13 protein-coding genes are annotated in these 13,252 nt (G+C 68.3%); all 13 read left to right on the forward strand.

What is annotated here, in order from left to right:
• The first annotated feature begins 31 nt into the window (after nt 1-31).
• The 13 genes from JOE46_RS25825 to hpf all read left to right on the forward strand — a co-directional run bounded on the left by JOE46_RS25825 (nt 32) and on the right by hpf (nt 13,160).
• A complete protein-coding gene (locus JOE46_RS25825; RefSeq protein WP_097210550.1) occupies nt 32-1,561 on the forward strand; it encodes an amino acid permease in 1,530 nt (509 codons plus the stop codon).
• A gap of 203 nt (nt 1,562-1,764) precedes the next feature.
• A complete protein-coding gene (locus JOE46_RS25830; RefSeq protein WP_209929263.1) occupies nt 1,765-2,979 on the forward strand; it encodes an alkane 1-monooxygenase in 1,215 nt (404 codons plus the stop codon).
• A gap of 2 nt (nt 2,980-2,981) precedes the next feature.
• Nucleotides 2,982-3,146 carry a rubredoxin gene (locus JOE46_RS25835; protein WP_209928842.1) on the forward strand — a complete coding sequence of 55 codons (165 nt, stop codon included), beginning with the start codon at nt 2,982-2,984 and terminating at the stop codon, nt 3,144-3,146.
• A complete protein-coding gene (locus tag JOE46_RS25840; protein WP_027500191.1) occupies nt 3,146-3,319 on the forward strand; it encodes a rubredoxin in 174 nt (57 codons plus the stop codon). The genes JOE46_RS25835 and JOE46_RS25840 overlap by 1 nt, the downstream gene beginning before the upstream one ends.
• The gene (locus JOE46_RS25845) at nt 3,316-4,554 is read left to right on the forward strand and encodes an NAD(P)/FAD-dependent oxidoreductase (RefSeq protein WP_269588328.1); all 1,239 of its coding nucleotides are present in this window, start codon (nt 3,316-3,318) and stop codon (nt 4,552-4,554) included. The genes JOE46_RS25840 and JOE46_RS25845 overlap by 4 nt, the downstream gene beginning before the upstream one ends.
• An 8-nt stretch (nt 4,555-4,562) precedes the next feature.
• Nucleotides 4,563-5,201, forward strand: a complete 639-nt coding sequence (locus tag JOE46_RS25850) for a TetR family transcriptional regulator (RefSeq protein ID WP_097210555.1) — start codon at nt 4,563-4,565, stop codon at nt 5,199-5,201.
• 67 nt (nt 5,202-5,268) lie between these two features.
• Nucleotides 5,269-6,750 (forward strand): adenosylhomocysteinase, encoded by a 1,482-nt coding sequence (gene ahcY, locus JOE46_RS25855; protein ID WP_097210556.1) that lies wholly within the window; start codon nt 5,269-5,271, stop codon nt 6,748-6,750.
• An 11-nt stretch (nt 6,751-6,761) separates the two neighbouring features.
• On the forward strand, nt 6,762-7,403 hold the full coding sequence (locus JOE46_RS25860; RefSeq protein WP_097210557.1) for a dTMP kinase: 642 nt from the start codon (nt 6,762-6,764) through the stop codon (nt 7,401-7,403).
• A gap of 65 nt (nt 7,404-7,468) precedes the next feature.
• Nucleotides 7,469-8,146: an MtrAB system response regulator MtrA gene (mtrA, locus tag JOE46_RS25865; protein ID WP_097210558.1), complete on the forward strand. Its 678-nt coding sequence runs from the start codon at nt 7,469-7,471 to the stop codon at nt 8,144-8,146.
• Entirely contained in the window at nt 8,143-9,876 is a 1,734-nt protein-coding gene (mtrB, locus tag JOE46_RS25870) for an MtrAB system histidine kinase MtrB (protein WP_209928843.1), read from the forward strand. The genes mtrA and mtrB overlap by 4 nt, the downstream gene beginning before the upstream one ends.
• On the forward strand, nt 9,873-11,624 hold the full coding sequence (gene lpqB / locus JOE46_RS25875) for an MtrAB system accessory lipoprotein LpqB (protein ID WP_097210560.1): 1,752 nt from the start codon (nt 9,873-9,875) through the stop codon (nt 11,622-11,624). The genes mtrB and lpqB overlap by 4 nt, the downstream gene beginning before the upstream one ends.
• A 30-nt stretch (nt 11,625-11,654) precedes the next feature.
• The gene (locus JOE46_RS25880) at nt 11,655-12,314 is read left to right on the forward strand and encodes a ComF family protein (protein WP_097210561.1); all 660 of its coding nucleotides are present in this window, start codon (nt 11,655-11,657) and stop codon (nt 12,312-12,314) included.
• A 171-nt stretch (nt 12,315-12,485) separates the two neighbouring features.
• The gene (gene hpf / locus JOE46_RS25885) at nt 12,486-13,160 is read left to right on the forward strand and encodes a ribosome hibernation-promoting factor, HPF/YfiA family (protein WP_097210562.1); all 675 of its coding nucleotides are present in this window, start codon (nt 12,486-12,488) and stop codon (nt 13,158-13,160) included.
• Nucleotides 13,161-13,252: the final 92 nt, after the last annotated feature.

Consider the following 13,252-nt stretch of genomic DNA (forward strand, 5'->3'; position numbering starts at 1 on the left):
CTTGGCCGCATTCCCTCACGAGGAGGTAGCGATGGGATCCGGGATTTTCAGAACGAAGTCGGTCGAGCAGTCGATCGCGGACACCGACGAGCCGGACAGCAAGCTCCGGAAGGATCTCACGGCTTGGGACCTGACGGTCTTCGGCGTCGCGGTGGTCGTCGGTGCGGGCATCTTCACGCTGACCGCGCGCACCGCGGGCAATGTTGCCGGGCCTTCGGTCTCGCTGGCGTTCGTGCTCGCCGCCATCGCGTGTGGACTGGCCGCGCTGTGTTACGCGGAGTTCGCCTCGACCGTCCCGGTCGCCGGCAGCGCGTACACCTTCTCCTACGCCACGTTCGGCGAGTTCGTCGCCTGGATCATCGGCTGGGACCTCATCCTGGAATTCGCCCTTGCCGCCTCGGTGGTGGCCAAGGGGTGGTCGCTGTACCTCGGCAATGTGATCGGCGCCGAAGGGTCGACGGTGATCTCGATGGGGCCGGTGGACATGGACTGGGGTTCGATCCTGCTGATCGCGGCCCTGACCGTCATCCTCGTGACCGGCACCAAGCTGTCATCGCGGGTGTCCGCAGTGATCACCGGCATCAAGGTCGGCGTGGTGCTGCTGGTGATCGTCGTCGGTGCCTTCTACATCAACAAGGACAACTATTCGCCGTACATCCCGCCGTCGCAGCCGGGCAGTACCGGCGAGGGCATCCACCAGTCGCTGTTCTCCTACCTCACGGGCGCGGGTGGCAGCACCTACGGCTGGTACGGCCTGCTTGCCGCCGCCAGCCTGGTGTTCTTCGCGTTCATCGGATTCGACGTCGTGGCCACCACGGCGGAGGAGACCAAGAACCCGCAGAAGGCGCTGCCGAGAGGCATCATCGCCTCCCTCCTGATCGTGACCGTCCTGTACGTCGCGGTGACGCTGGTGCTCACCGGCATGGTCAAGTACACCGACCTCGCGGGCGAGAACTCGACGCTGGCGACGGCGTTCGAGTACCACGGCATCACCTGGGCGCAGTGGGTGATCAACCTGGGTGCCCTGGCCGGCCTGACCACCGTGGTGATGGTGATGCTGCTGGGCCAGACCCGGGTGCTGTTCGCGATGTCGCGGGACGGGCTGATGCCGCGCCAACTGGCGCACACCGGGCGCAACGGGACCCCGGTGCGGATCACCGTCATCGTCGGTGTCGTCTCCGCGCTGCTCGCCGGCTTCTTCCCGATGGGGACCCTCGAGGAGATGGTCAACATCGGCACCCTGTTCGCGTTCGTGCTGGTGTGCCTCGGCGTGATCGTCCTGCGTCGTACCCGGCCGGACCTGCCGCGCGGCTTCCGGGTCCCGCTGGTCCCGCTGGTGCCGATCCTCGCGGTGCTGGCCTGCCTGTGGCTGATGCTCAACCTGTCGGTGGAGACCTGGATCCGTTTCGTCGTCTGGATGGCGATCGGCATCGTCGTCTATTTCCTCTACGGGTACCGGCATTCGATGGTGGGCCTACGTGGCAGGCCCCAGCCGGGGGTGGAGGCCGAGGCACTCGGTCACCTCGGTGGTCCGGAGGGGCCAGGCGGGGTCGGGCTCTGACCCCTGGCCGACCAGGCCGAACCGTTGTGCTGCGAACACCCCGCCGGATCCCGGCGGGGTGTTCTGCGTTCATCGGTCGGATTCCCCGCGTGTACAAATCATTCGATTTGTATAGACAGCAGACGGAAGGTCGCATATCGTCTATTTCTACGTGGCCCACCTCACAGCGCCGGGCCCCGTTCCCAGAGGAGGCAGTCGTGGCAATGCAGGTCGATCCGGGGGCGCAGGCACCCGCCGAGCAGTGGCGAGACAAGAAGCGGCATCTGTGGTTGCTGGGGCTGATCCCGCCGACCGCCGTCTTCCTCGCGGCCGGACTGGTCTGGGGATTCAACGAGCTGGGCTGGTCCGCGGTCTCGCCGGTGTGGTGGTGGATCGGGCCGATCCTCGTCTACGGGCTGCTGCCGGTGCTCGACATCTTCTTCGGGCCGGACGGCCAGAACCCGCCGGAAGAGGTGATGGAGCGGCTCGAGAACGACAAGTACTACCGGTACTGCACGTACGTCTACATCCCGTTCCAGCTCGCGAGCCTGGTGTTCGCCTGCTACCTGTGGACCGCGGACAACCTCGCCTGGCTGGGTATCGAGGGCGGCCTGGGGCTCGCCTCCAAGATCGGACTCGCGTTCAGCATCGGGGTGATGGGAGGCATCGGCATCAACACCGCCCACGAACTCGGTCACAAGAAGGACGAGCTCGAGCGCTGGCTGTCCAAGATCACCCTGGCCCAGACCTTCTACGGGCACTTCTACATCGAGCACAACCGCGGCCACCACGTTCGCGTGTCCACCCCGGAGGACCCGGCCAGTGCCCGATTCGGCGAGACCTTCTGGTCCTTCCTGCCGCGCAGCGTCTGGGGCAGCCTGAAGTCGTCGTGGGAGCTGGAGAAGGCCCGCATGGAGCGCCTCGGCAAGAGCGCGTGGAGCATCCACAACGACGTGCTCAACGCCTGGCTGATGTCCGCCGTCCTGTACGTCGCGCTCGTCGCCGGGTTCGGCTGGGAGGTGCTGCCCTTCCTGCTACTGCAGGCCGTCTACGGATTCTCGCTGCTCGAGACCGTGAACTACCTCGAGCACTACGGACTGCTTCGTCAGAAGACCGCCAGTGGCCGCTACGAGCGCTGCGCCCCGGTGCACAGTTGGAACTCGGATCACATCTGCACCAACATCTTCCTGTACCACCTGCAGCGGCACAGCGACCATCACGCCAATCCGACGCGGCGCTACCAGACGCTGCGCAGCATGGACGGCGCCCCTAACCTGCCGAGCGGCTACGCCAGCATGATCTCCCTCGCGTACTTCCCGCCGGTTTGGCGCAAGGTGATGGACAAGCGTGTCCTCGACCACTACGACGGCGACATCACCCGGGTGAACGTCCAGCCGGCCAAGCGTGAGCGGATCCTCGCCCGCTACGGGGCGGCGTGATCATGGCTGCCTATCAGTGCCCGGTATGCGACTACCGCTACGACGAACTGAAAGGTGCCCCGCGAGAAGGATTCCCGGCAGGCACCCCATGGGATTCGGTTCCCGACGACTGGTGCTGCCCGGACTGCGGAGTGCGGGAGAAGATCGATTTCGAGAGGACTGAATGATGAAGCTCTACCGCTGTGTCCAGTGTGGTTTCGAGTACGACGAGGAACTGGGGTGGCCCGAGGACGGCATCGCGCCCGGCACCCGCTGGGACGACATTCCCGATGACTGGAGCTGTCCCGACTGTGGCGCGGCCAAGGCCGATTTCGAGATGGTCGAGGTTGCCCGCTCGTGAGCTCCATCGTGATCGTGGGCACCGGGGTAGCCGGGATCACCGCTGCCGAAACGCTACGGGCGGAGGGCTTCTCGGGAGCGGTGACCGTGATCGGCGACGATCCCGCGCATCCGTACCGCCGGCCCGCCCTCTCGAAGGACTTGCTGCTCGGGACGATGCCCGCGGAGAAGGCCCGGATCCGCGCGGCCGACTACTGGACCGAGCGAGCGATCGAGTTCCGCACGTCGGTGGCCGTCATCTCGATCGACCTGGCCGGCCGATCGGTCCGGCTCGACACCGGCGAGGAGCTGCCGTACGACGCCCTGCTCCTCGCGACCGGCGGCCGGGCGCGCGGCATCGAGCACTCGGCCGGTGACGCGGTGCTGGCGCTGCGGTCGATGCACGACGTGGCACCGCTGCGTGCCGCCATCGACCGGACCAATTCGATCCTGGTGATCGGGGCGGGCCTGATCGGTTCCGAGGTCGCCGCCACCGCCAGGGGCCTCGGTGCCGAGGTGACGATGCTCGAAGCGGCGCCCGCGCCGCTGCACCGGGTACTCCCGCCGCAGGTCGGCGCGCTGTACGAGCAGATCCACCGCGAAAACGGCGTGGCGCTGCACACCTCGGTGCGGCTCGCCGAGCTCGCCTCGGACGGCGCGGGCGGGGTGCGTGCCACCGCCGACGACGGGACGGTGTGGTCCGCGGGCGCGGCGCTGCTCGCGGTCGGAATGGTGCCGAACACGCTCCTCGCGGAGCGGGCCGGGCTCGCCACCGCGGACGGAATCGTGGTGGACGAGCGCCACGCCACCTCCGAGCCCGGTGTGTATGCGGCGGGGGACGTGGCCAACTGCCCGAATCTCGTGCTGGGCGGCAGGCATCGAACCGAGCACTGGAACTCCGCGCAGACCCAGGGCGCCGGGGCCGCGCGGGCAATGCTCGCGGGCCTGGCGGGCGCGGAGCCCGCTCCGGCCCGCGAGGTGCCCTGGTGCTGGTCCTCGCAGTACGGGCTCAATCTCCAGATCGCGGGGTGGCCGCAGGCCGACGACGACACCGTCGTTCGGGGCAGCATCGCCGGGCGTGATTTCACCCTGCTCGCGCGGCGGGACGGCCGCCTGGTCGGCGCGGTGACCCTCGGCAGGCCCAAGGACCTCCGCGCCGCGCGAGTCCTGATCGGCGAGCACCCGACGATCGATCCGGCGCTCCTGGCGGATGAGAGCCAGGACCTCACGGCGTTGAGTCAGCGGGTTCCTGTTTGACGGCCCGGATGCATGCTGCCACTCTCGCCACCATGGCACCGACGAACCGAATCCCGTTCCAACAGGCGACCCGCACACTGCTGCGGGATTCGGTTCTCGGCGCGATGCGGGATCTGCTGTCGGTCAAGGACTGGTCCGAGGTGACCATGACCGACATCGCGGCCGAAGCCGGGGTCAGCAGGCAGACCGTCTACAACGAGTTCAAGTCCAGGCAGGGTCTCGCGCAGGCGTACGCATTGCAGTTGGCGGACCGCTTCGTCGGGGCCATCGAGGACTCCATCTACGGCAACGTGGGCCTGCCGCACGTGGGGCTGGTCGAGGCGTTCACCACGTTCTTCCAGCAGAGTGCCTCCGATCCGCTGGTCCAGTCGCTGCTCACCGGGGAAGCCAAGCCGGACCTGCTGCGGCTGATCACCACCGACAGTGCCCCGCTGCTCGACCACGCCTCGGCAAGGCTCGCGGAAACATTGGAGCGCAGCTGGATTCAGGCTTCGCCTGCCGATGCCGGAGTCCTCAGTCGGGGGATCGTCAGGTTGGCGATCAGCTACATCTCGATGCCGCCGGATTCCGATCGCAACGTCGCCGAGGACCTGGCCCGGATCTTCGTGCCCTTCATCGAGGCGATCGTCGGCGCCGCCGAGGCGTAACTCGCGCGCCCGCCCCAGGAGGAAACCCGATAGCCTTACCCGAGATATCGGCAACCAGGAGAGGCAGATGACGACCTCAGTGTCTGAGAACAAGCTCGAGGCGGATACCCGCAACGGAATCGACTACAAGGTGGCGGACCTTTCGCTCGCCGAGTTCGGCCGCAAGGAGATCCGTCTCGCCGAGCACGAGATGCCGGGCCTGATGGCCCTTCGTCGTGAGTACGCCGAGGTCCTGCCGCTCAAGGGTGCCCGCATCTCCGGGTCACTGCACATGACGATCCAGACCGCCGTGCTGATCGAGACGCTGGCCGCGCTCGGCGCCGAGGTCCGCTGGGCCTCGTGCAACATCTTCTCCACCCAGGATCACGCCGCGGCCGCGATCGTCGTCGGCCCGCACGGCACCCCGGAGGAGCCCAAGGGCATCCCCGTGTTCGCCTGGAAGGGCGAGACGCTGGATGAGTACTGGTGGGCCGCCGAGCAGATGCTCACCTGGCCGGGCGAGCCCGCGAACATGATCCTCGACGACGGCGGCGACGCCACCATGCTGGTGCTCAAGGGCGCGCAGTTCGAGAAGGCGGGCGTCGTGCCGCCCACCGACGACGAGCACGACTCGGACGAGTACAAGGTGTTCCTCGCGCTGCTGCGTCAGTCGCTCGAGGCGGACAAGTCCAAGTGGACGACCATCGCGGAGTCCGTCAAGGGCGTCACCGAGGAGACCACCACCGGCGTGCTGCGCCTGTACCAGGTGGCCGCGGCCGGTGAGCTCACGTTCCCGGCCATCAACGTCAACGACTCGGTCACCAAGAGCAAGTTCGACAACAAGTACGGCACCCGGCACTCGCTGCTCGACGGCATCAACCGGGGCACCGACGTGCTGATCGGCGGCAAGGCGGCGCTGGTCTGTGGCTACGGCGACGTCGGCAAGGGCTGCGCCGAGGCGCTGCGCGGCCAGGGCGCGCGGGTCGCGGTCACCGAGATCGACCCCATCAACGCCCTGCAGGCGCTGATGGACGGCTTCGAGGTCAAGACGGTGGAGGAGGCGATCGGCTGGGCCGACATCGTCATCACCTCGACCGGTAACAAGGACATCATCACCTTCGAGCACATGAAGCAGATGAAGCACCAGGCGATCCTGGGCAACATCGGTCACTTCGACAACGAGATCGACATGGCAGGTCTGGAGCGGGCGGCCGACGTCACCCGCATCAACATCAAGCCGCAGGTCGACGAGTTCACGTTCGCGGACGGCCACTCGATCATCGTGCTGTCCGAGGGACGCCTGCTGAACCTGGGCAACGCCACCGGCCACCCCTCGTTCGTGATGAGCAACAGCTTCTCCAACCAGGTCATCGCCCAGATCGAGCTGTGGACGAAGCCGGACGAGTACGACAACGAGGTCTACCGCCTGCCCAAGCACCTGGACGAGAAGGTCGCGAAGATCCACGTCGAGGCGCTCGGCGGCTCCCTGACCAAGCTCTCCAAGGACCAGGCCGAGTACATCGGCGTGGACGTCGAGGGCCCGTACAAGCCCGAGCACTACCGGTACTGAGCAACACCGCAGTGGGAACACTGATCGCGCTGGAGGGTCTCGATGGCGCGGGCAAGCGGACGCTGGTCGACAAGCTCGTCTCCGAGCTCACGTCGGCCGGCGTCCGCGTCGCTGTGGACACCTTTCCCCGCTACGGCGTCTCGATCCACGCGGATCTCGCCGCCGAGGCGCTCAAGGGCGCCCACGGTGACCTGGCCGAGTCGGTCAACGCGATGGCCGTGCTCTTCGCACTCGACCGAGGCGGCGCGGTGGCGGAACTGACGGACCTGCTCGAGCGACACGACATCGTGCTGCTCGACAGGTACGTGGCCTCCAACGCGGCCTACGGTGCGGCCCGCCTGCGGCAGGGGCCGGACGGCGAGTTCGTCCGTTGGGTGCGCGAGCTGGAGTTCGATCGCCTCGGCCTGCCGCGGCCGGCGCTGCAGATGCTGCTCGACGTGCCGGTCGAACTGGCGCGGGCGCGGGCGCTGGCCAGGGAGGCCTCCGACTCGACCCGCGAACTCGACGCCTATGAGCGGGACTCGGACCTGCAGACCAGGACCGGTGCGGTGTACCGGGGACTGGCGAAGCGGGAGTGGGTCTCGAGCTGGAAGCTGATCGACCCGAACGTCGATCCGGCGGCACTCGCCGCGGATCTGGCACAGTGGATATGACGACACACTGCGCCGGACCCCACGCAACGACGGGTTCCGGCGTCCCGAGATGACACGATAGGGATATGAAGCCACGCATTCTGGTTGTCGATGACGACACGGCTCTGGCCGAGATGCTCACCATCGTGCTCCGTGGGGAGGGCTTCGAGCCCTTCGTCGTCGGGGACGGCACGCAGGCGCTGACCGCGGTCCGAGAGATCCGACCTGACCTGGTGCTCCTGGACCTGATGCTGCCGGGGATGAACGGCATCGACGTGTGCCGGGTGCTGCGTGCCGATTCCGGGGTCCCGATCGTGATGCTGACCGCCAAGACGGACACCGTCGATGTGGTGCTCGGGCTCGAGTCGGGTGCCGACGACTACATCATGAAGCCCTTCAAGCCGAAGGAGCTCGTCGCCCGCGTGCGGGCCCGGCTACGGCGCACCGAGGACGAGCCGGCCGAGCTGCTCAGCATCGCGGACATCGTCATCGACGTGCCCGCCCACAAGGTCACCCGTGAGGGCCAGCTCATCGCCCTCACGCCCCTCGAGTTCGACCTCCTCGTCGCCCTGGCCCGCAAGCCCCGCCAGGTCTTCACCCGCGAGGTCCTGCTCGAGCAGGTGTGGGGATATCGCCACGCCGCCGACACCCGCCTGGTCAACGTCCACGTCCAGCGGCTGCGCGCCAAGGTCGAAACCGATCCTGAGAATCCCGAAGTGGTGCTCACGGTCAGGGGGGTCGGCTACAAGGCCGGACCGCCGTGATCCGATTCTCTCGTACGCGGCGGCGTATCAACGGAACGTTCACGCCGCTGCTGCGTCGTTGCAAGGACCTGAGTCATTTGCTCGGGCATCTGTGGCGGCGTTCCCTGCAGCTCCGGGTCGTGGTCTCGACCCTGACGCTGTCGCTGGTGGTCATCACCATTCTCGGCGTGGTGCTGACCAGCCAGATCACCGATCGGCTGCTCGAGGCGAAGATCACCGCCGCCACCGAGGAGATGGACCGTGCGCGAAGCACCGTGCAGAACGAGTTGGCGGGAGCCGACGACGGCACCTCGCTCGAGACCCAGCTCGACGGGGCGCGCGCGGCGCTGACGAATCGGGAGAGTGATGCGGGCGCGGCCTCGGGCGCCGCGGGCACCTTCACTCCCGTCCTGGTGGCACCGGCTGTGCCGCCACATCAAACCGAGTCGAGCGGCCCGATCGGGCAGATCCCGGACAACCTCCGAGAGTTCGTCAGGAAGGATCAGGTCAGCTACCAGTTCGCGACGGTCTCGGATCCGGAGGGCTACTCCGGTCCGGCGCTGATCGTCGGCAGCCCGGTGGCGTCCGACGTTGCCGGCCTGCAGCTGTACCTGGTGTTCCCGCTGGCGGCCGAGGAGAAGAGCCTGTCGCTGATGCGCGGCACGATGCTCATCGGCGGCGCGGTGCTGTTGGTGTTGCTGGCCGCGATCTCGATGTTGGTCGCGCGTCAGGTGGTGCTCCCGATCCGGTCGGCTTCGCGGATCGCGGAGCGCTTCGCGGACGGCAGGCTCAAGGAACGGATGCCGGTCCGCGGCGAGGACGACATGGCCAGGTTGGCCGTCTCCTTCAACGACATGGCGGAGAGCCTGTCCAAACAGATCACTCAGCTCGAGGAGTTCGGCAACCTGCAGAAGCGGTTCACCTCGGATGTGAGCCACGAGCTGCGGACCCCGCTGACCACCGTGCGGATGGCCGCCGAGTTGATCCACGACGGCAGTGCGGACCTGGATCCGGCGATGCGGCGTTCCTCCCAGCTGCTCGTCGCCGAGCTGGACCGGTTCGAGTCGCTGCTGAACGACCTGCTGGAGATCAGCCGCCACGACGCGGGCGTCGCCGAGCTGTCCAACGAACAACTCGACCTGCGGATGAGCGCGCGGGCCGCGGTGTCGACGATCCGTCATCTCGCCCGTGAGTCCTCGACCGAGCTGATCCTCGATCTGCCGGACGAGCCGGTGATCGCGTCCGTAGATCCGCGCCGGGTCGAGCGCATCCTGCGGAACCTGCTCGCCAACGCGATCGACCACGGGGAGGGCAAGCCGGTGTTGCTGCGGCTGCGCGCGGATGCCGACGCGGCGGCGTTCATCGTGCGGGATCAGGGGATCGGACTTCGCCCAGGCGAGGAGAAGCTGGTGTTCAACAGGTTCTGGCGGTCGGACCCATCCCGGGTGCGCCGCTCCGGGGGAACCGGGCTCGGCCTGGCCATCAGCCTCGAGGACGCGCGGCTGCACGACGGCCGACTCGAGGCGTGGGGCGAGCCGGGGGAGGGCGCATGCTTCCGGTTGACGCTGCCCCTGGTGCGCGGCCACAAGATCACCAGCAGTCCGCTGCCGCTGAAGCCGTCGACCCGCAAACACGCTCAGGGTCAGCCGATTCCGGGGACCGCCCGATCCGACGACGGGCTCGAGACGCGGAGCGAGTCGCTCGACCCGGATGAGGCGAGCAGCGTGCCGATGCTCAGGGAGCGGCCATGAGGGTACGAATCGCCGCGGCGCTGGCGTCGGTTTTCCTGCTTGCCGGCTGCGCCAGCCTCCCCGACTCGTCCACCCCGCAGGCGATCGGCACCATCGCGCCCAGCCCTGTCACCGGGGAGGTGCCGGTGCCGCTGCCCGGCCGCGAGCCGAACCTGCTGCTGCGGGACTTCTTCGCGGCCAGCACGGACCCGCTGAACCGGCATGCCGCGGCACGCCAGTTCCTGACCCCGGCCGCGGCGGAGCGCTGGGACGACGCCGCGAGCACGACCATCGTCGACAAGGTGGACGTGCTCGAGGAACAGCGCAATGGCGACACGGCCACCTTCACCATCCGCGCGAACAAGGTCGGTCAGCTCGAACCCGGCGGCTCCTATCAGGCGACCGAGGGGAGTTTCGAGGCCAAGGTCCACCTGCACCGAACCGACGGTCAGTGGCGGATCGACGAACTCCCGCCCGGCGTGATCATGGACCGGCCGCAGTTTCTCAAGACCTATCAGCGCAACGCCCTGTACTTCGTCGCTCCCGGCGAGAACATGGTGGTTCCCGACCTGCGCTGGATCTCGGCGCGCCAGGAGAACCTCCCGGAGCGGCTGGTGGACCTGCTGATCGCGGGCCCCAAGGCGGTGCTGGCGAACGCGGTCGAGAACGAGCTGGCAGGCCTGTCGCGGCGCGGGCCGGTCACCAAGGCCGACGGCCGCACCGAGGGCGTCGGCATCGGGTTCGGCGGCGTCCGCATCGACTTCCAGGGCGCGCAGGGACTCGACCAGCACCAGCGCGAGCTGCTGGCGGCGCAGGTCGTGTGGACCCTCGCCACGGCCGAGATCTCCGGGCCGTATGTGCTGCTCGCGGACGGCAAGCCGCTCGACGAGCGGTTCCCACAGGGATGGAGCACCGCCGACGTCGCCTCGACCAACCCGACCGCCTCGGTGAGCGGGGTCGTCGGGCTGAACGCGCTGCGGGACGGGGCGTTGGTCAGCGTGACCGATACCGGCGTGTCGCCGAGGCCCGGCTACTTCGGCTCGGCGACGAGCCTCGAGTCGATCGCGTTGTCCCGGGACGGCAGATGGGCTGCGGGCGTGTCGGCGGCGGGACGGGCGTCCGGGACGGTCCGGACGCTGATGGCGGGACCGATCGACGGTGACGCGGTGCCGCTGCTCCAGGGCGGGTCCATCACCAGGCCCACCTGGTCGCCCGACAACGGGTCCATCTGGGCGGTGGTGGACGGTTCCCGGGTGGTGCGCGCCGAGCGGGACCCGGCAGGCCAGATGTCCGTTCAGCCCGTCGACTCGGCCGCGATCGCCGGGCTGGGCGGGTCCATCACCGAACTGCGGCTGTCCCGAGACGGGGTGCGGGCGGCGATCATCGTCGACGGCAAGGTGTACGTGGCGACCGCAGAGCGTCGTCCGGACGGCCAGTATCAGCTCACGAATCCACGGCCGGCCGCGGTCGGTCTCGGCAGCCCGGCGGTGGCTCTGGACTGGAGTGGTGCCGACTCCGTGGTGGTGGTCCGGGCGGCGTCCGAGATCCCGGTGGTCATGGTGTCGCAGGACGGCTCCCGGATGGACGCGCTGCCGAGCCGGAACCTGACGTCGCCGGTGGACTCCGTCGACGCCTCCCCGACGACGGTGTTCGTCGGAGACGCGCGCGGGGTGTTCCAGCTCAACAACAACGACCCGGCGTCCGATCGGTACTGGCGTGAGGTGCCCGGACTGACCGGTGTCAAGGCCACCCCCGTGCTGCCCGGCTGACTGTCGTAGCGCGGGTGCACACTGCGGTGCATGCGCGCGCTCGTCGACCTGATCCTGCCCCGCGAGTGCGGCGGCTGCGGGGCGGTCGGCACCGATTGGTGTGACCGCTGCCGGGCGGAGCTGTCGGGCGATCCGGTGCGGCTCGCTCCCCGGCTCGATCCGGGGGTTCCGGCCTGGGCGCTGGGGCGGTACACGGGTCCGCGACGGAGCGCGGTGATCGCCGCCAAGGAGCGCGGACGCCGGGACCTGGCGAGGCCGCTGGGGCAGGCGCTGGCCGGTGCTCTTGGGCGGCTTCGAGAACTCGGCGAGATCGACCCGCCGGAACTCGCCGGATTGGCCTTGGTGCCGGCGCCGACCCGGGCGAGGGCGGCGCGGGTGCGTGGGGGAGACCCGGTGACCCGGGCGGCGCTCGCGGCGGTGTCGGCGCTGTCGCCCGAACCGGTTGCGGTGTTGCCGATTCTGAAACTTGCTCGGGGAGTTCGGGATTCGGTCGGACTCTCGGCGCGGGCGCGCGTCGAGAACCTGTCGGGTCGGATCGTGGTGGCCCCCGGTGCGCGAACCGGCCGGTCTGCTTGCGTGGTGCTCGTCGACGACGTTCTGACGACCGGGGCGACGGCCGCGGAGTCCGTGCGGGTGCTCGCCGGGAGCGGTGTCAGGGTCGATGCCGTGCTTGTGATCGGCGCCGCATGAATCAATCGGGGAGAACGCTGGCACTCGCGTCCAACTCGGACTAGCGTCGCCAACACAACCGACGACACGGGCGGGAGGTGATACCCCAAACCTGGCGCCGGGCGGTCCCCTCCCGGCGCAGATCACCCGCCGACTGTCACCGCGGTGACACGGCCGTAACCTGGAGGTACCGTGACGAACCCTTCAAAAGCCTCGGTTTTTTTCGAAGAAGAGACGGACTCGGCCGGGCAGCCTGACGGCCCGCGCGCCGACATTGTGGTGAAGGGCCGCAATGTCGAGGTCCCCGACCACTTCCGTGTGTATGTCTCAGAGAAGCTGGCTCGGCTCGAGCGCTTCGATCCCACGATCTACCTCTTCGATGTGGAGCTCTATCACGAGCGCAATCGACGGCAGGCCAAGAGCTGCCAGCGCGTCGAGATCACCGCCAGGGGCAAGGGCCCCGTCGCCAGGGCTGAGGCCACCGCCGACAGTTTCTACGCGGCATTCGAGGGCGTGACCACCAAGCTGGAGAGCAGACTGCGCCGCACCAAGGATCGGCGCCGCGTCCACTACGGCGACAAGACACCGGTCTCGGTGGCCGAGGCGACCGCGGCGCTCGCCGAGGACGATTCCCTGGCGATTTCGCCCGACCTGTCACTCGAATCCGAGACCGCGCCGCCCGACGGCCCAGGTCAGGTCGTGCGGACCAAGGTGCACACCGCAGCACCGATGAGCGTCGATGACGCCCTGTACGAGATGGAACTGGTCGGCCACGACTTCTTCCTGTTCCACGACAAGGAATCGGATCGGCCCTCTGTCGTCTACCGGCGACACGCGTTCGACTATGGCCTGATCCGACTGGCCTGACCCCGGTCAATTGAGTTAACGCCTACCATGGAGCCGGTTGGGAGAGAACTCTCCCGACCGGCTCCACCATGTACACCACCTGCCCGCCGAGG

The organism is Rhodococcus sp. PvR099, assembly GCF_017833315.1.
GTDB classification, from domain to species: domain Bacteria; phylum Actinomycetota; class Actinomycetes; order Mycobacteriales; family Mycobacteriaceae; genus Rhodococcus_G; species Rhodococcus_G oryzae.

What these genes read in the sequence shown, in the direction of transcription:
- JOE46_RS25825 (WP_097210550.1), top strand. Translation starts at nt 32, where the DNA reads ATGGGATCCGGGATTTTCAGAACGAAGTCGGTCGAGCAGTCGATCGCG.
- JOE46_RS25830 (WP_209929263.1), top strand. Translation starts at nt 1,765, where the DNA reads ATGCAGGTCGATCCGGGGGCGCAGGCACCCGCCGAGCAGTGGCGAGAC.
- JOE46_RS25835 (WP_209928842.1), top strand. Translation starts at nt 2,982, where the DNA reads ATGGCTGCCTATCAGTGCCCGGTATGCGACTACCGCTACGACGAACTG.
- JOE46_RS25840 (WP_027500191.1), top strand. Translation starts at nt 3,146, where the DNA reads ATGAAGCTCTACCGCTGTGTCCAGTGTGGTTTCGAGTACGACGAGGAA.
- JOE46_RS25850 (WP_097210555.1), top strand. Translation starts at nt 4,563, where the DNA reads ATGCATGCTGCCACTCTCGCCACCATGGCACCGACGAACCGAATCCCG.
- ahcY (WP_097210556.1), top strand. Translation starts at nt 5,269, where the DNA reads ATGACGACCTCAGTGTCTGAGAACAAGCTCGAGGCGGATACCCGCAAC.
- mtrA (WP_097210558.1), top strand. Translation starts at nt 7,469, where the DNA reads ATGAAGCCACGCATTCTGGTTGTCGATGACGACACGGCTCTGGCCGAG.
- lpqB (WP_097210560.1), top strand. Translation starts at nt 9,873, where the DNA reads ATGAGGGTACGAATCGCCGCGGCGCTGGCGTCGGTTTTCCTGCTTGCC.
- JOE46_RS25880 (WP_097210561.1), top strand. Translation starts at nt 11,655, where the DNA reads ATGCGCGCGCTCGTCGACCTGATCCTGCCCCGCGAGTGCGGCGGCTGC.